Origin of the sequence: Aestuariirhabdus haliotis, from assembly GCF_023509475.1 — a bacterium.
In the GTDB taxonomy this organism is placed as follows: Bacteria; Pseudomonadota; Gammaproteobacteria; order Pseudomonadales; family Aestuariirhabdaceae; genus Aestuariirhabdus; species Aestuariirhabdus haliotis.
Genome location: NZ_JAKSDZ010000006.1, coordinates 1 through 15,893, shown reverse-complemented (window position 1 = coordinate 15,893; position 15,893 = coordinate 1). Strand labels below are relative to the sequence as shown.

Genomic DNA, 15,893 nt, shown 5'->3' with positions numbered 1-15,893 from the left:
CGGTTTAACTCTGTCCTGTTTCAAAATATAAACTATGTCAGCTAACAATCCGTCAGAACCTGCTGCTGCCAAGCCAGAATCTGTAATCAATACGTTGCGTCCCTCACTGGGTTACCGACTGAAATCCAGACTACTCACGTTTCTGGGACACTTACGGGTCTACCGATATCCTTTTTTTGTGGTTTTTCGTGTGCCGGGATACAAGTTTCGAGATCTCTACACTCTGCTCGATCATGTGGAACCGGGGGATATACTGTTACGTAAATACGACTCTTATCTTAATACGGTTTTTATTCCGGGCTTTTATACCCACTCGGGTGTCTGCGTCGATCATCGTACCGTGGTCCACGCGATCGCTGGCGGGGTAGAAAAAATTGATATCCCCTATTTTTGTCGTTGTGATCATCTGATTTTACTGCGCAACAAGAAGCTGGCGGCGCTTGAGGGTTCTGCGCGCGAGGAGGCGATAGAGCGACTTCAACAGCGTATGCATGGGGCTATCGGTAAGGAGTTTGATTTCGACGTGGCCTCGGGAGATGAGCGTTTCTATTGTTCTGAATTGGCCGCTTACGCCTATCGGGGGATGAGTGAGTTTATGCCCAGCGTGCATAAGTTGTGGGGCTGGTTTCCGACCCCGGAAGGCATAGCACCTGAAGATTTTATCGATCATCCCGACTTCGACATTGTCTACCGGAGCGTTCATGAACCTTCATCCTGATGTGCACCCTGAGGTAACGCGTATTTTATCATTCTGGTTCGCTGAACTGGAGGGACAACCCGAGACCGGGAAACAGCTCTGGTGGGGGAAAAGCGCAGCGGTGGACCGTTTTGTGACGGAGCAGTTTGCCGATCTTCTGGCGGTACTGTCAAAACCTGGAATGCCTTTGTTGGAGGATTCTCCCAAGGGACGGTTGGCGAGCATCATTGCGTGCGATCAGCTTCCCCGTCATATCTATCGAGACCTGGGCAAAGCGTTTGCCTGGGACCAGCAGGCTCGAAACCTGGTGCAAGAGGGGCTGGTAAGAGGTGATGATCGTTCTTTGTCGGTGCAGGAGCGGGTTTTCTTTTACATGCCACTCATGCACAGCGAAAGCCTGGCTGAGCAAGAACAGGGCATTGCTTTATTCGATGCGTTGGCTGATATAGCTGATGCATCGCAGCGGGATGAGGTGCTGAGTAATGCCCGGTTTGCCCGTTTGCATCGCGATATTATTCAGCGCTTCGGTCGTTTCCCCCATCGTAACAAGGCCCTGGCTCGACAGTCGTCCGCTGAGGAAATAGAGTTTTTGACCCAACCGGGTTCCTCCTTTTAAACGGCTCTGGAATTGTCGTCGCTATTTCGGGCCGAGTCGCTCTATAGGATCAGGTGTTTGAGTATCAGGAAACTGGTCATGCCAATCAGGATCGTCAATAACAGGTTGCGACTGAACCAGGCGATGGCTACGGCGATGAGTCCACCGATCAGATAGGCATTGTCCAGGCTTAGCTGGATCTCGCCGTTGGGCATCAGTACCGCCGGTACAATAATGGCGGTTAACACGGCCGGCGGCACGAAGCGCAGGGCATCGGAAACCGCTTCCGGAAAACGAAAACGACCGGCCAGGGCGAACAGGGTGTAGCGAACGGGGAAAGTCACGGCGACCATACCCAGAATCAGTAGTAGGTCATTCACTACGCGGCCTCCGGTGTAGGTTTGAAACGTTCGCACAGCACGCCAGCGACGACGCCGCACAGCGCCGCCAGTATTAATCCCAGATTGTGGGGTAGGGGGTGGGCCGCCACGGCTATGGTGCCGGAAACCAGAACAGCGGCCATCATCGGCCAGTTACGCACGTAAGGTATCACCAGACCGATAAAGGTAACGGACATGGCAAAGTCGAGCCCCCAGCTGCTCATGTCGGGGATCAGGGCCCCCAGGCTGATTCCTAACAGGGTGCACAGTTGCCAGTTGCTCCACATGGCTAAGGTGGAACCCAGGAAATACCAGTGGTTTCTATCGCGGGCTTGCTGGTTAAAATAGCGATTGGCAACCACGGCGTAGCTTTCGTCGGTGAGACCAAAGGCCAGCAGAATTCTCCAACGTTGGGACAGGTGACGCACGTAGGGTACCAGCGATGCGGCATACAAAAGGTGACGAAGATTCACGACAAAAGTGGTCAAGATTACCACGGCAGGACTCGAACCAATCGCCAGCAAGCCCACGGCAATAAATTGGGAAGACCCGGCAAAGACAAACAACGACATCGCCATGGCCGTCCAGGGCGATAAGCCATTGGTGACAGCCAGTGTGCCAAAGATAATCCCGAAGGGGATAGCGCCAACAATGAGTGGGATGGTGTCCCGCGCGCCTGACCGGATCTCGTCACCAACCGATGCTGGTGGATTGCTCTCCATAGCGTTGTCTGTGGTAGCCACTGAGTTCCCTGTGTCCTTGAGTATTGATTCCATAACTGTATTGCCAGAATTGGCCAGCTATTTCAGATATGGGGGCGAGGGTTTGGCTTTACAAGTTTCTGCGTCGCTGTTGTTGCCAGGCATCTAGGCTGAAGACCACCAGGGCCATCCAGATCAAGGCGAACACGATCAGCTTTTCGCGATTAAAGGGTTCATCATAAAGAAAGACCGCCAGCATAAAAGCAATGGAGGGGCCCAAATATTGAATAAAACCGATGGTGGACAGGGGCAGACGCGTGGCCGCAGAATTGAACCAGACCAGAGGCAGTGTCGTGACCACACCGGCCAGTGCCAGCAGCAGGGCCGTGTCGGGAGTTTGCCCGCTAAAGTTTGATTGTTGATTGAGCGCCAGATAGCCAAGGTATCCCAGACAAAGTGGCAACAACAGCAGTGTTTCAATCGCCAGTCCCGGCACCGAAGCGACGGACACTTTCTTTCGAACCAGGCCATAGAAGCCAAAACTGCAGGCTAAAATAAGGGCTACGAGGGGGATACTGCCCATCACCATGATCTGGTAGCATACCGCCGCCAACCCCAGCAGCAGGGCCAGGGTCTGTCCACGATTGAGGCGCTCCTGCAGGAACACCATACCCAGCAGCACATTGACCAGCGGATTGATGAAATAACCCAAACTGGTATCCAGAATACGTTCGTTAGAAACGGCCCAGATAAAGGTTAGCCAGTTAATGGCGATCAAAATGGCCGAGACAAGTAATAACTTCAGTTTTTTTCGATCTCTCAGAATGCCGAGGGTGAGTGGCCATTGTCGTGCCACACTGATGAGCGCGGCGAGTAATAAAACGGACCACAGGATTCTGTGCGAAAGCACTTCCAGTGCGGGAACCGCGGAGACGGCCTTGAAGTAAATTGGGCAAAGACCCCAAAACGTGAAGGCGGCGAGGGCGAAAAAAAGACCGATGGTAGATTCTGAGTGTTTTTGCGATGGGGAGGACGATGGCGTTGGCAATAGAGGTTCCCGCAGTTGTGGCTCTTGAGGTACAACCGTATCGGCTATCGAGACACTTGATAGGTTTTTTGAGCTATGGAATGCATGTGGCGTAAGGCGTTTCTAGCTCGAGGCATTGTATGGTGCTATGGCTAATAGAAGCCAGGGCTAATTGATGCCAGGACTATTCTGTCGCACTGTTGAAAAGAGAAAGAGGATTTAATGACCGTTAACGCTATAGTGAACCTTGTCGGTGCGCCCATCGCGTCAGTGTCAGGAGTTGATTGTTATGCCCAATGAGTTGCTGGAGTTTTTCCTGTTGTGCCTGACATCGTTGTTTACGATGATCAACCCGCTCAGTGTGACACCGATATTTACTTCCATGACCTCCCAGCTGGACCGGGCCACAGCCCGCCGGGTAGCGGGCAAGGCGACATTGACCGCGGCCATTATTTTGATCCTGTTTGCGGTTACTGGTCAGTTTATTTTCAAAATCTTCTCCATCACCGTCGACAGCCTGCGCATCGTGGGGGGCGTGATCTTTTTTATCATGGGCTACGAGATGATTCAGGCTCGCCTTAGTAAGATTCGTTTCGATAAGGATAACCTGCATGAAATGGAATCCTACACCCAGGATATCGCCATTACGCCGATCGCCATCCCCCTCATAGCGGGTCCCGGCGCCATTGCCTCGGTGATCATTTTGATGAGCAGTAACACTGGTCTGGTGTACCACCTGATGTTGTTTTCCTCCATTGCCCTGGTGGCGCTGGTGACCTATGTGTTCCTGCTGTTTTCCACGCCGATCATGGACCGTCTGGGGGAAAGCGGCAACAAGGTGTTGTTGCGGATCATGGGTTTGATTGTGATGGTGATCGGGGTTGAATTCTTTGTCGGTGGCCTGACGCCCATCGTACGCAATATGTTGATGATTCAGGCCTGATCGGCCTGGTTATCCGGTTTTATTCTGTCGGCTTCGGTGAGTTGCCTACTGGTGCCTGATAGACTCCGGTACCGGGATGAAAGGCGATCCAGGCAAACCAGAAGGCTTGCACGCTGGGTATCTCCTGTCCGTCGCTGTCGAGAACGCGGGCACTGCGGGCATCGAGGTTAAAATCGATGGTAACGGCAGTCGTGCCGATGCGATCCTGCAAGCGGTTGGCACCGCTCTGTTGCTGATAACGAGCCAGCTCAACAAAGGGCCAGGCGCGAGTCTGACCATTGAGTTCCAGGGTCAGCACCACCTCCTTGTTGTGGTAACGATCGTCTCTGTTAGCGACGGGAAAGTAGACCCCGGGAGATTGATCGTAGTCGCCATAGGGCGAGCGAGAATAATCCCTGCGGTATCCGGTCTCCCGTGAGAGCACCAGCGTATCGGGGTAACGATTGTGCCAATCTTTCCAGCTGGTATGGCTGGCTGCGATCAGCTCCAGTGGCTGATCTTTCATGGGGCCCGTGACGGCCCGTGACAGGACCTGGGACCAGAGGGATTCGGTCTGGCGGTCGTACAGCAGCACATCGCTGTTGTAGAGCAAGCCGGAGACACCGAACTGCAGCAGCTGATCCTTAACCTGGGCTTGATACACAATGCCGGTACCGCACAGGGGGCAATAGGTGACCGCGATGGGAGTGCCGGCGAGAGAGTCGTTGACGATCTCGTGATAGTTCAGGATGCCAATCGGGTAGGCCTTCTGCTGGCCGCCAAGGCTGACACCCATCACTCGCGCATCGTCGTCCAGATAGTCAGCCTGTTCGGCACCAATAAACCGGGGCTTATCGATCGCCGGGATGCCATCCCGGGGTGGCCCGCCATGCATAATCTCATTGACGGGCAGACTGCTATCGCTCAGGTCAAAGCCATTATGTTGATTAAACAACCCGGCGGATTCGGCTCTGGGGACCACTACAAAAACACTCAACAGAATGCTCGACATTAGGCTGGTGAGTGAAAGGCGAAGCTGACGAACGGGCGCTGGGGCGAATGTATATGCAGACATGGGACCCTCCTTTGGCTAGGAGACCCTGCGGTCAAGGGCAATATTTCACATCGTAATCAGTGTGTCCGTCTGAACTCTTAAAACGGCGCTATCCAGATTACTCAGGGCTGCCCTGTCAGGCTGGAATGGGGTGTTGCCGGGTTTGCTTGCCACTGATGGCTGGCAGGGACACCGTTGTTGCATGCTGCTCGATAAACGTCAGTGCCTGTTCGTGGCTCTGAAACTGCCATTGGCAATAGCGGCTGGCCCGGTCGACGTCACGGTATTCGATAAACAGAAAGACAATGATTTCGCCGTCCCGATAACGACCATTGGATAGCCACAGGTAGATAGGGCAGTGATACTGCTTATGATCGATAACCCAGCTGTGCTCGATTAAACAGCAGGACCTGTCGGGCAGGGGGGGCTCGTTCGGATGATCAATAGCGATCGATGTAAACTGCATTTTGTTCTCCAAATAACAGAGAACTGACGTTTGGGGTACGGGGAAAATCCCTAGATGGTTGCCGCGATGGCCACATCTCCGTTACCGGAATCCACCTTGCCTAGGAGCAGGTTGGAGAGGACGTCAGCCCTTCTCTTGATGTATCAGTAAATCGGCGTCCATTGTACGGGGCAATGAGCGCCAATGACAAGGGATGAGTTCACATCACTGACCGATTCGGTCACCGGCTTTGAGCAATGCGGCCATAGGCAATCCCGGCGGCGATCCATTAGGGTTACAGACAGTGTCGACAGCCATGGCAATTACTGCCCCCTAACGATGCCTGTACGATCAGCTATACCGGTCATCTATAACAATCATCCATAAAAGAGACGCTGCGGTTTTAAGCAGCGCGACAGACGAGGAATAGTATGAGCACCGAAGCTTACATATTTGATGCGATCCGTACCCCCAGGGGTAAGGGTAAGAAGGATGGGTCACTGCACACCGTAAAACCCGTCGATCTGGTGGCCAACTTGCTGCGGGAATTGCAGCAGCGCCATGATCTGGATACCTCCCAGGTGGATGACATCGTGCTGGGTTGTGTTACACCCGTGGGTGATCAGGGTGCTGATATTGCCAAAACCGCTTCCAGTGTCGCCGATTGGGATGTCTCGGTCGCCGGCGTACAGCTGAATCGTTTTTGCGCCTCCGGACTCGAAGCGGTCAATATGGCAGCGATGAAGGTGGCGTCCGGTTGGGAAGACCTGGTGGTCTGTGGCGGTGTCGAGTCGATGTCTCGAGTGCCTATGGGCTCCGATGGCGGTGCCTGGGTGGCGGACCCCCATACCAATTTGCATACGGATTTCATTCCTCAGGGCATTGGTGCCGATCTGATCGCTACCCTGGAAGGCTTCAGCCGCGAAGATGTGGACAGCTTTGCCCTGGCCTCGCAGCAAAAAGCCGCGGCGGCACGGGACAGTGGTCGTTTCGATCGCTCCGTGGTGCCGGTTGCCGACCAGAATGGCATTGTTTTGCTGGCCAAAGATGAGTTCATTAAACCCCAGAGCACCATGGAAGGCCTGGGTAAGCTCAAACCCTCGTTCGAGATGATGGGGGCCATGGGTTTTGATGATACAGCCCTGCGCGTGTACTCCCACGTCGAGCGCATTAACCATGTCCATACTCCGGGTAACTCATCGGGAATAGTCGATGGTGCCACCACGGTGCTGATCGGTAATGAGCAGAAAGGCAAAGAGCTGGGCCTGACTCCGCGGGCGCGCATTGTCGCCACTGCAGTGACCAGTACCGATCCCACCATTATGTTGACCGGCCCAGCTCCGGCGGCCCGCAAAGCCCTGGCTCGAGCAGGCATGAGTGTCGATGATATCGATCTGTTTGAAGTCAACGAAGCGTTCGCCTCGGTAGTGTTGAAGTTTATCAAGGAGATGGATGTCGATCCGAGCAAAGTGAATGTCAATGGCGGCTCCATCGCCATGGGCCATCCACTGGGCGCAACCGGCGCCATCATTATGGGCACCGTAGTCGATGAACTGGAAGCCCGAGGGCTGCGTTATGGCCTCTGCACCCTCTGCGTAGGTGGTGGTATGGGTATCGCGACAATCGTGGAACGGGTATAGGGGATAGAAACATGAGTGCAATTCGATTTGAGAAAGACGCCGACAACATCGTAACCCTGGTCCTGGACAATCCCGGACAATCGGCCAACACCATGAATGCGGATTTTCGCGAGGCCCTGACCGATGTCGTAACCCGTATTGAGCAAGAGCAAGACAGCATCAGTGGTATTCTGGTGACGTCGGCCAAGAGCACTTTCTTTGCTGGCGGTGATCTGAAAGAACTGGTGGCGGTTGAAGATGCCGCTGAGTTTTATGCCATGGTCAATCGCATCAAAGAGGGCATGCGCCGACTGGAAACCCTGGGTAAGCCCGTTGTGGCTGCCATCAATGGGGCCGCTCTGGGTGGCGGTTGGGAAATTGCCCTGGCTTGTCATCACCGTATCTGCCTGAACAGCCCTAAAGTAAGCCTGGGCTTGCCGGAAGTGACTCTGGGACTGCTACCCGGTGGCGGCGGAGTCGTGCGTATGGTGCGTTTGCTGGGGTTGGAAAAATCCTTGCCGTACCTGCTCGAAGGCAAACAGTTAAAAGCCGAAGCGGCGCTAAAAGCGGGCTGGGTTCAGGAATTGGTCGATACGCCCGAGCAGCTGGTTGAACGGGGTAAAGCCTGGATCAAAGACAATCCAAAGTCTTCCCAGCCCTGGGATGAAAAAGGCTATCGCATGCCTGGTGGCACGCCATCCAGCCCCAAGGTGTTCCAGATGTTGTCCGTAGCTCCCGCTATGTTACGCCAGAAGACCAAAGGCTGTTTCCCGGCGCCGGAAAAAATACTGGCCGCCGCAGTGGAGGGGGCTCAGGTCGATTTTGATAACGCCTGCCTGATCGAGAGTCGCTACTTCACCGAGCTGGTTACCTCGCCGGTGGCGAAGAATATGATCAATACTTTCTGGTTTCAGCTCAATGATATCAAGGCGGGTGGGTCACGTCCCCAGGGCATCGATACCTACACCACGCAAAAAGTGGGTGTGATCGGTGCCGGAATGATGGGAGCGGGTATCGCCTACCAAGCCGCTATCAGCGGAATTGATGTGGTGCTCAAAGATATCTCTATGGAAAGCGCCGAAAAGGGCAAATCCTACAGCGAGCAGCTGCTGGCCAAGCGTGTATCCCGTGGTCGTATGACGGAAGAGAAAAAGGCCGGGATACTGGCCCGCATTCAGGCCACTGACAACAGCGAAGCCTTTGCCGATTGTGACCTGATTATCGAAGCCGTATTTGAGGATCGGGGACTGAAAGCCAGGGTAACCGCCGAGGCCGAAGCCATTTGCGGCGATAACACATTGGTGGCATCCAATACCTCGACTTTGCCGATCACAGGTTTGGCCGAAGCGGTGCAGAATCCGGATCGTTTTATCGGCCTGCACTTCTTTTCGCCGGTGGACAAAATGCCCCTGGTGGAGATTATCTGCGGCAAGCAAACCAGCGATGAAGCCCTGGCTCGGGCGTTTGATTTTGTTTTGCAGATTCGCAAGACACCCATTGTGGTTAACGACAGTCGAGGGTTTTTCACCTCTCGTGTATTTGGTACCTTCACCAATGAAGGTATTGCCATGCTGGGTGAGGGCGTCGAGCCGGCGCTGATCGAGAAAGAAGCGCTCAAGGCCGGTATGCCGGTGGGGCCGCTGGCGATCTCCGACGAAGTTAGCATGAGTCTGATGAAGCATATTCGCAAACAGACCGAAGCCGATCTGGCAGCCGAAGGCGCGACGATTCCGAATCATCCTGCCAATGCCGTGATCGACGCCATGGTGGAGGATCTCGATCGCCAGGGTCGTGCTGCTGGTGGTGGTTTTTATGACTATCCCTCACAAGGGAAAAAGCATCTTTGGTCTGGGCTTCGTGAGCAGTTTGTGCGATCGGATCTGCAAATTTCCAAGCAGGATGTGCGGGACCGAATGCTGTTTATTCAGGCCATCGAAACCGTACGCTGTCTGGAGGAAAATGTGTTGCGCTCGGTGGCGGATGCCAATATCGGTAGTATTTTCGGTATCGGTTTTGCGGCCTGGAGTGGCGGTGCACTGCAATTTATCAATCAGTACGGGCTGACATCCTTCGTGGACCGCGCCCATTATCTGGCTGAACAATACGGGGAGCGTTTTGAGCCTCCCGCCTTGTTGCAGGAGATGGCCGCCAGCGGCAAGCGCTTTGAATAAAAGCTGACCCGATTTTCTGTCAGGTTGAGGCCCTTCTGAGCAATTCAGGAGGGCTTTTTTGTTTTAGGTCGGACAATAGCTGGCAGCGTTCTGGTACCCGTGCTGGTTATTGTGCCGCTTGGGTGTCGGGTGCGGTCAGGCTTTGCCACAGAGACCAGCGTGGTGCCTTTGGTGTGCCCAGCTCGCCTTTGATCCAGTAATCAAAATAACGATCCAACGTGCCATCCAGCTTCCGGAGCTCCAGCCATTTGCGCACGTAGCGTTCAAACTCCAGGTCGCTGCGTGCCAGCGGAAAGGCCAGGGGCACGAACAGCTGCTCGGGCTGGGGAATGGCAATGCTGTACTCGGGGTTGATCATGCCCCAGCCCGAAGCCGCCGTTGCGACAAAAAGCAGGGCATCGTATTGCGCCATCTCTTCGCTGTCCCGGAAGAAGGTTCGGGGCGAAGCGATTTCCCACAAGGTGGCATTCGGCAGTAAATCGGACAAATCCACGGCATCGACAAAACCATCGGGGACACCAATGATCAGTTTCTCCTGTTGCCGCATATCTTCCCAGCGGCGATATTGACGACGTTTGTTATCCGGTACGATCAGGGACATCAATTCGCGGCCGTATTCGGACGACAGGGTGTATTGCAACAGGTGTTTGGGGCTGGAAACCACGCCGGAAGCAATGTCCAGATAGCCATTGTTCAGCAATGGCGCAGTTTCGTTGCGATAGATACGAACAAACTCGATCTCCACGCCCAGATCGGCGGCCAGTTTGTTAAATATTTCGATGTCATACCCGACCAGTTCGCCATCGACATTATGGAAAGCGTAGGGCAACCAATCGCGATAATAACCCACACGCAAGAAGCCTCTCTCGCGAATACGTTTGAGTACCGGTTTGGAAGTAACCAGAGGTGCTTTCACAATGGTGTTGGGTACCGATTCCAGCAGACTGTGTTTGACCGGAGGTTCCATGGCCCCCCGCTCGATAAAAAGTTGGTAGCCGTTGTAGTGGTAATCGATGCCGGCAAAGACTGCATGCAGAGAGAGCACGATGGCGGTTGTCCAGGCAACGGTAATGGCAAAGGCGAAACTGATACGTCGCCATTTGACCTTTAACATGCGTGTAGCCCCGGCTCCGACGATTAGGGCGACACCCAAAATAAACATGGCACCGGTGAGTGCGGCAAAACGATTAAACAGGATCTGGTCGGTCAACAGGTAGAGCTTGAAAATCTCCGGGTTGATATTGAAGTGATTCAGCATCTCGGGAATGGAGACGATCATGGGGCTGAAAAAGGAGGTGAGTCCCATCAACAGCAGTACGGGGAAATCCGCCGGGGAAAGCTCTTTGCCACTGAACCAACCGGCGAACAGAATAAACAGAAAGCCCAGCATTTTACCCGCCGTCGGTAAGCTGTAACTGATGGGTACGATCACATCAACAATGGATACGCTGCTTTTGTTAGCCGGCCGATGTTTAAGCAACAACACTCGGCTGCGCCGGCTTAAAATAGGCAATACAACGAACAGGTTGCCGGTGGCAAAAGCGGTTACCAGAGCATCCCGGCTGGTGGCGATGATTTCCCGGTAACGGAAGGGAGTAATGTTGCGTATCAGGTGAGGGAATGCCCAAAAGGTGAGAAACAGTGACATCACAGATAACAGCGTGACAAACACGTAGATGCCCTTGAGTTGCTCCAGTTCCATGGTGCCGGAAGCAGCGGCGCTGATAGCGAAGACACCGAAAGGGGTAAAGCGAATCACCAGTGAGGAAAGGGAAGAGATCATGTCTCTTGCGGTGGTCAGGCCCTCCAGTATCTTCTCTTTGCGTTGCATTCCGATGATGGTGATACCCATAGCCACACTGAACAATACTATGGCCGGCACCGAGCGTTCGGACAGGGCAAGGAACGGGTTGGCCGGTATAAAATGGCTTAATGCCAAAGACTCTTGCGGGGGATGAATCCAGGATAAGCTGAAAAAGCTGGCAGTTACCCGGTGGGGCAGTGACCAGGCTGTTTGCAGTAGCAGTATGGCGGCGGTTGACCACATTAGAAGCAGTGCCAGGCCACCGTATTTTGCGATCGGGAGGATCTCATGACGCTTCAGAGACCCCACGCCCAACATGACCGACGTGAGAATATAGGGCAAGACAGTCATCTGCAGCAGCATCAGGAAAATATCCCCGATGATTTCCAGTGGCGCGGTAAGTTCGCCCCAGAATAAGCCGCAGCTGACGCCAATTATCAGACCCAGAATTACCTTGCTAGCCAGACTCATGTAGTGTGTCTTCCTTGCTTGATCAGGTTCCCAGCCCCGTTATTTTAGACCGGAGCAGGGCAATCGGCTCAGTATATAGAGGTGCCCGATGGCTCACCAATCGAGTGTCAGATTGTTTGACATAGATCTCTTCGTGGGAACTCTTAATACGGTGTAACTCATTCAAAAATAAGCAATTAAGGTAATTCGGCCCCGCTTTTGCAGTGCAAGAGCTTCCCTGGACAGTCAGGTTTCTGCAGGGGCGGCACGGCATTTCGATGATTGAGTGAAAGGATTCACTATTTGCCGCCCCTTTTTTTCTCCTGTTCACAGCCTGCCTGTTTCTCCCAATCCTGTGCCTTTGCTGACAGCATCTCAGCGACCAACAGAGATCGCCAAATACACTACAGGGTGTACTATTTCAATGTGGGTAAGTGTCATTCACGATGAATCTATTGGCCATTGAAGTTCTGCGGCTGTTGATGGAAGCTGAGACCCTGTCTGCGACAACCTCTACCCAAACCACCTTCACAGCAAATCGAGGCGATGATGGCTTCCACTACAACACCTACCCAGGGTGCCGACCCGGATCACAGTCTGTACCTGGCCCCAACAGCGGTTATTGATAGTACCCACCCCGAAATTGTCCGCCATAGCCAGCAGCTGATTGCAGGCCATACAGGCCAACGTCAGCAGGCTATCGCTCTCTATTACAGCGTACGTGATGCCATTCGCTATGATCCTTATCGCATTGGTACCACCCTGGAGAGTTCCCGTGCCAGTGCCATTTTGGCCAGTGGTCATGGTTACTGTGTCAGCAAAGCGGTGTTATTGGCGGCCCTGGCCAGGGCGGCGGACATTCCGGCCCGTCTGGGGTTTGCCGATGTGCGCAATCATTTAACGTCCGAACGTTTGCGCCAGGCGATGGGCACCGACCTGTTTGCCTGGCATGGTTACACCGAGCTCTTTATTGAAGGGCAGTGGGTCAAGGCGACACCGGCCTTTAATTTGTCACTGTGCGAAAAAACCGGGGTCAAGCCTCTGGAGTTCGATGGTTTGAGTGATTCGGTATTTCATGAATTTGATCAAAGCGGCCAACGCCATATGGAATATGTCACGGAACATGGCCACTTCGCTGATCTGCCCTTTGAACGGATGTTCCAGGAGTACCAGCGTCATTACCCCGGTATGATGGCGGCGTTGGCCCAACTGGGTGAGGCCGACTTTGAAAGTGAAGCCCAGGCCGGCTGATCGCCTTGTGCGAGTGTTGACCAGGTTATCGAGTCGATGAACCAGCGGTAGCTGATCGGGCTGTCGTTGCTCTGACCAGTGTTGACCTGACTATAGCTTCATAGTTCACACTGGCCTCTCGATCAACACAGAGGGTAAGAACATGACGAATACACCGAACAACACCACGACGCCCATGACTGGTGCGATCAACAAACAGCAGTGGAGCGAGCTGTTTGCCGACACCGGTTTGACCGAGGCCATGATGCAACAGTGGCATCAGCTGTTTGAGCAGCGTCATCCCGAAGGGCACGAGAGCTTTCTGCGCTGGTTGGGTGAATCAAGCGATGAAGTGGCTCGCATACGTCAATGGTCCAGAGACTCCCGAAAAGGATAAGCCGAATGTCAGAGAGCGCAGCAATTACCGTGGGAGCTATGGCGAAACGCTTCGGCCTGTCCCGAAGTACGTTGCTGTACTACGACCGTATCGGTCTGTTGTCGCCATCGCTGCGCTCTGCGGCCAATTACCGGCTGTATTCTCAGGCGGACCAGCAGCGCATGGCGGCGATTCAACAGTATCGCGAGGCAGGTATCGAACTGGAAAAGATTGCCGCCTTGCTCAATGCGGATGCGACCGGAACCAACAGTTTGCTGGATCAACGTTTGTTGACCATTAACCGGGAGATTCACGCCCTGCGGGAACAACAAAGGCTGCTGGTAAACCTGTTACAGGACCGCTCCCGCCTGCAGGACTGCCGCTCCCTCGACAAGGCCGGCTGGGTCTCGGTACTGGCAGCCTCCGGTATGTCAGAAGAGGATATGCGGCAATGGCATGTTTCCTTTGAGCAGCAGGCCCCGCAGGCCCATCAGGACTTTTTGCAGGGGCTGGGGATCGATGAGGAAGAGATTGCCCATATACGTCGCTGGTCGCGAGAGGAGGAGTAGAGAAAAGTGGCTCGAGTCTTTATGGCCTTTTAATTTTAGCTTTATAATTTCCGAGCAATCATAAAAACAACCATACCTTTCATGCCATGATACCACTGGCGTTCAATCGCAAACCCAGCGTTTTGGACTTCGCTCACCAGTTCAGATTTTCTCAGTACATACACATCAGGCATTATTCCCAGAAGCTTTCCAAGAGGGACAATAGGTTTTATAAAGCGGAACAGCGAATCGCCCAAGCAAACCGTACTACTAACAAAAATACCTCCAGGCTTTAGAATTCTAGCCACTTCAGTGAGGATAGACTGCCTTTCTGGTAGCAAGTGGAGAATATTTAAACCCAAAACAGCGTCCAGGCTGGCTGTGTCTGCGTTAAATTCTGTCAGGGTTGAGTGAGTGAAGGTAATATTCTCAATGTTTGCGTTGCTGGCTTTCTCACGAGCGATATCCAGCATGTTTTCAGAGATATCAATCGCATCAATGTGCAGTACATGCGGAGCATGATGGATTGCGGTAGTGCCTGTTCCGCAGCCGAACTCCAAAAGACGCATTGTGGGATTCAACAAACTTTGCGTTTCGGTGAGTTTTCTCTTATAGGTCTCTTCGTCAGAAATAGGGCTCTTTGCATAGCTTTCTGCTTTTTTATCCCAAAACTTTTCAGATATATTCATATCGAATCTCCATTTGAAGAGTAAGTTTATGAGTTATAAAGCGTGAATAACCGGTAGCTGTAACGAAGCGAATCAGTCTGGTTTCATTGCGCGATAACGCTTCAATCACTGGGACATAAAGCGGAGTTGTAATTTATGTTAACCAAGCGGCAGCGTAGTGCATAAATTGCAAAACACAGCTTTGTGGCTCCAGTGCATTGACTTGTTATGATTTTTATACCAGTATTAGGTATATTTAGGTACTCGGGAGATTCGTTATGGCCAAGAACACCAGCATGACGCTTGGAACACATTTTGATGGCTTTATTACACGCCAACTCGAAAGCGGCCGCTACGGCTCTGCCAGTGAAGTGGTTAGGGCAGGATTGAGGCTTCTTGAAGACAGCGAGGGTAAACTTGAAGCCCTTCGGCAAATGCTGGTCGATGGCGAAAATAGTGGCGTCTCTGATTACAGCCTTGAGAGCTTTATTTCCGAAATGGATGAAGATGGTAATAAATGAGTTCATTTACCCTCACCAACTCTGCAAAGAATGACTTGAAAGCGATAGCTAAATTCAGTGAACAGCACTGGGGTTACAAACAACGAACAATTTACATAAAGCAGTTTGATGATTCCTTTCATATGCTTTCAGAAACTCCTTCAGCCGGTAAAGACTGTAACTACATTAAAGCTGGCTATCGCAAGTTTCCACAAGGAAGTCACATTATTTTCTACCGGGAACTCTCCAATAAATCCATTCAAATAGTTCGTATCTTACATAAACAAATGGATGTGGATTCACAGCTCGGAAATTCATAACGAGGCTGTAGAAAAACGAAAACCGCCAAATTGTTATCCAAAGCCTGCATTCCTTTGTTTTCGATGTCGGTTATTTAACCAAATCCATTCAACATAATCATCTCTTATACAAAGAGATCTCGGCGCTTCTGCGGATAGCTCTGCGACTAAACTATCGCTCCGTAATTCATTAGCTTTTCGATGTTATGGACCAGAGAGAGCTGGATAAGGGTTCTGAGCCCTTATTCTCTTATAAAGTCCGTTTTTGGCCCAGTATTCCTTGATGAAGCTCCGCGGGTTTCGCCCCGCAGACGACTTCATTTCTTTATTCGCGATAAAGAAACGAAGCAAAGAAAGCGCGCCCCCAGAACGCCCTTCGGGTGCACTGCGCAGATGGATAATAATTC

General features: G+C 52.7%; 18 protein-coding genes and 1 riboswitch. Of the genes, 10 read left to right on the top strand and 8 right to left on the bottom strand.

The features are described from left to right. Window positions 1-34: 34 nt before the first annotated feature. Window positions 35-718 (top strand): YiiX/YebB-like N1pC/P60 family cysteine hydrolase, encoded by a 684-nt coding sequence (locus MIB40_RS06520; protein ID WP_249692184.1) that lies wholly within the window; start codon window positions 35-37, stop codon window positions 716-718. Continuing rightward, complete coding sequence (locus MIB40_RS06515) at window positions 702-1,313, top strand: DUF924 family protein (protein ID WP_249692182.1); 612 nt, start codon at window positions 702-704, stop codon at window positions 1,311-1,313. Before MIB40_RS06520 ends, MIB40_RS06515 begins: the two co-directional genes overlap by 17 nt. 41 nt (window positions 1,314-1,354) lie before the next feature. Here the strand turns inward: MIB40_RS06515 and MIB40_RS06510 are convergent, their stop codons facing one another. The 3 genes from MIB40_RS06510 to rarD form a co-directional block, all read right to left on the bottom strand. Continuing rightward, the gene (locus MIB40_RS06510) at window positions 1,355-1,672 is read right to left on the bottom strand and encodes an AzlD domain-containing protein (RefSeq protein ID WP_249692180.1); all 318 of its coding nucleotides are present in this window, start codon (window positions 1,670-1,672) and stop codon (window positions 1,355-1,357) included. Continuing rightward, complete coding sequence (locus MIB40_RS06505; protein ID WP_249692178.1) at window positions 1,672-2,415, bottom strand: AzlC family ABC transporter permease; 744 nt, start codon at window positions 2,413-2,415, stop codon at window positions 1,672-1,674. Before MIB40_RS06505 ends, MIB40_RS06510 begins: the two co-directional genes overlap by 1 nt. 88 nt (window positions 2,416-2,503) lie before the next feature. After that, window positions 2,504-3,421, bottom strand: coding sequence for an EamA family transporter RarD (gene rarD, locus MIB40_RS06500; RefSeq protein WP_249692176.1), 918 nt, complete (start codon window positions 3,419-3,421; stop codon window positions 2,504-2,506). Window positions 3,422-3,689: 268 nt separating this feature from the next. On the opposite strand from rarD, the gene MIB40_RS06495 reads away from it, so the two are divergent. After that, on the top strand, window positions 3,690-4,343 hold the full coding sequence (locus MIB40_RS06495) for a MarC family protein (protein ID WP_249692174.1): 654 nt from the start codon (window positions 3,690-3,692) through the stop codon (window positions 4,341-4,343). Window positions 4,344-4,362: 19 nt separating this feature from the next. On the opposite strand, the gene MIB40_RS06490 is transcribed toward MIB40_RS06495, so the two are convergent. Together MIB40_RS06490 and MIB40_RS06485 are read right to left on the bottom strand one after the other, a co-directional pair. Then, window positions 4,363-5,397, bottom strand: a complete 1,035-nt coding sequence (locus MIB40_RS06490; protein ID WP_249692172.1) for a DUF3179 domain-containing protein — start codon at window positions 5,395-5,397, stop codon at window positions 4,363-4,365. A gap of 115 nt (window positions 5,398-5,512) precedes the next feature. After that, window positions 5,513-5,842 carry a hypothetical protein gene (locus MIB40_RS06485; RefSeq protein ID WP_249692170.1) on the bottom strand — a complete coding sequence of 110 codons (330 nt, stop codon included), beginning with the start codon at window positions 5,840-5,842 and terminating at the stop codon, window positions 5,513-5,515. A 44-nt stretch (window positions 5,843-5,886) separates the two neighbouring features. Next, window positions 5,887-5,989, bottom strand: a riboswitch (SAM-I-IV-variant riboswitch). 263 nt (window positions 5,990-6,252) lie between these two features. On the opposite strand from MIB40_RS06485, the gene MIB40_RS06480 reads away from it, so the two are divergent. Continuing rightward, on the top strand, window positions 6,253-7,461 hold the full coding sequence (locus MIB40_RS06480) for an acetyl-CoA C-acetyltransferase (protein ID WP_249692168.1): 1,209 nt from the start codon (window positions 6,253-6,255) through the stop codon (window positions 7,459-7,461). Window positions 7,462-7,472: 11 nt separating this feature from the next. Continuing rightward, the gene (locus MIB40_RS06475; protein ID WP_249692166.1) at window positions 7,473-9,611 is read left to right on the top strand and encodes a 3-hydroxyacyl-CoA dehydrogenase NAD-binding domain-containing protein; all 2,139 of its coding nucleotides are present in this window, start codon (window positions 7,473-7,475) and stop codon (window positions 9,609-9,611) included. A 106-nt stretch (window positions 9,612-9,717) separates the two neighbouring features. Here MIB40_RS06475 and MIB40_RS06470 read toward each other — a convergent pair whose 3' ends face one another. Next, window positions 9,718-11,886: a cation:dicarboxylate symporter family transporter gene (locus MIB40_RS06470; protein ID WP_249692164.1), complete on the bottom strand. Its 2,169-nt coding sequence runs from the start codon at window positions 11,884-11,886 to the stop codon at window positions 9,718-9,720. 525 nt (window positions 11,887-12,411) lie between these two features. Here MIB40_RS06470 and MIB40_RS06465 point away from each other — a divergent pair. From MIB40_RS06465 to MIB40_RS06455, 3 genes are all read left to right on the top strand, one after another. Beyond that, entirely contained in the window at window positions 12,412-13,116 is a 705-nt protein-coding gene (locus MIB40_RS06465) for a transglutaminase-like domain-containing protein (protein ID WP_249692162.1), read from the top strand. 142 nt (window positions 13,117-13,258) lie between these two features. Continuing rightward, a complete protein-coding gene (locus tag MIB40_RS06460) occupies window positions 13,259-13,492 on the top strand; it encodes a MerR family transcriptional regulator (protein ID WP_249692160.1) in 234 nt (77 codons plus the stop codon). A gap of 5 nt (window positions 13,493-13,497) precedes the next feature. Then, a complete protein-coding gene (locus MIB40_RS06455; protein WP_249692158.1) occupies window positions 13,498-14,040 on the top strand; it encodes a MerR family transcriptional regulator in 543 nt (180 codons plus the stop codon). 41 nt (window positions 14,041-14,081) lie between these two features. Here MIB40_RS06455 and MIB40_RS06450 read toward each other — a convergent pair whose 3' ends face one another. Then, window positions 14,082-14,708 (bottom strand): class I SAM-dependent methyltransferase, encoded by a 627-nt coding sequence (locus MIB40_RS06450; RefSeq protein ID WP_249692156.1) that lies wholly within the window; start codon window positions 14,706-14,708, stop codon window positions 14,082-14,084. Window positions 14,709-14,965: 257 nt separating this feature from the next. Between MIB40_RS06450 and MIB40_RS06445 the strand changes: the two genes are divergently transcribed. Together MIB40_RS06445 and MIB40_RS06440 are read left to right on the top strand one after the other, a co-directional pair. Next, a complete protein-coding gene (locus tag MIB40_RS06445) occupies window positions 14,966-15,208 on the top strand; it encodes a type II toxin-antitoxin system ParD family antitoxin (protein ID WP_249692154.1) in 243 nt (80 codons plus the stop codon). After that, window positions 15,205-15,507, top strand: a complete 303-nt coding sequence (locus tag MIB40_RS06440; protein WP_249692152.1) for a type II toxin-antitoxin system RelE/ParE family toxin — start codon at window positions 15,205-15,207, stop codon at window positions 15,505-15,507. The genes MIB40_RS06445 and MIB40_RS06440 overlap by 4 nt, the downstream gene beginning before the upstream one ends. A gap of 183 nt (window positions 15,508-15,690) precedes the next feature. Here the strand turns inward: MIB40_RS06440 and MIB40_RS06435 are convergent. Then, a partial coding sequence (locus tag MIB40_RS06435) for a hypothetical protein (protein ID WP_249692149.1) occupies window positions 15,691-15,893 on the bottom strand: 203 nt, incomplete at its 5' end.

Coding starts and splice junctions, on each gene's coding strand:
- MIB40_RS06520 (WP_249692184.1), top strand. CDS start 35: ATGTCAGCTAACAATCCGTCAGAACCTGCTGCTGCCAAGCCAGAATCT.
- MIB40_RS06515 (WP_249692182.1), top strand. CDS start 702: ATGAACCTTCATCCTGATGTGCACCCTGAGGTAACGCGTATTTTATCA.
- MIB40_RS06495 (WP_249692174.1), top strand. CDS start 3,690: ATGCCCAATGAGTTGCTGGAGTTTTTCCTGTTGTGCCTGACATCGTTG.
- MIB40_RS06490 (WP_249692172.1), bottom strand. CDS start 5,397: ATGTCTGCATATACATTCGCCCCAGCGCCCGTTCGTCAGCTTCGCCTT.
- MIB40_RS06485 (WP_249692170.1), bottom strand. CDS start 5,842: ATGCAGTTTACATCGATCGCTATTGATCATCCGAACGAGCCCCCCCTG.
- MIB40_RS06480 (WP_249692168.1), top strand. CDS start 6,253: ATGAGCACCGAAGCTTACATATTTGATGCGATCCGTACCCCCAGGGGT.
- MIB40_RS06475 (WP_249692166.1), top strand. CDS start 7,473: ATGAGTGCAATTCGATTTGAGAAAGACGCCGACAACATCGTAACCCTG.
- MIB40_RS06470 (WP_249692164.1), bottom strand. CDS start 11,886: ATGAGTCTGGCTAGCAAGGTAATTCTGGGTCTGATAATTGGCGTCAGC.
- MIB40_RS06465 (WP_249692162.1), top strand. CDS start 12,412: ATGATGGCTTCCACTACAACACCTACCCAGGGTGCCGACCCGGATCAC.
- MIB40_RS06460 (WP_249692160.1), top strand. CDS start 13,259: ATGACGAATACACCGAACAACACCACGACGCCCATGACTGGTGCGATC.
- MIB40_RS06455 (WP_249692158.1), top strand. CDS start 13,498: ATGTCAGAGAGCGCAGCAATTACCGTGGGAGCTATGGCGAAACGCTTC.
- MIB40_RS06450 (WP_249692156.1), bottom strand. CDS start 14,708: ATGAATATATCTGAAAAGTTTTGGGATAAAAAAGCAGAAAGCTATGCA.
- MIB40_RS06445 (WP_249692154.1), top strand. CDS start 14,966: ATGGCCAAGAACACCAGCATGACGCTTGGAACACATTTTGATGGCTTT.
- MIB40_RS06440 (WP_249692152.1), top strand. CDS start 15,205: ATGAGTTCATTTACCCTCACCAACTCTGCAAAGAATGACTTGAAAGCG.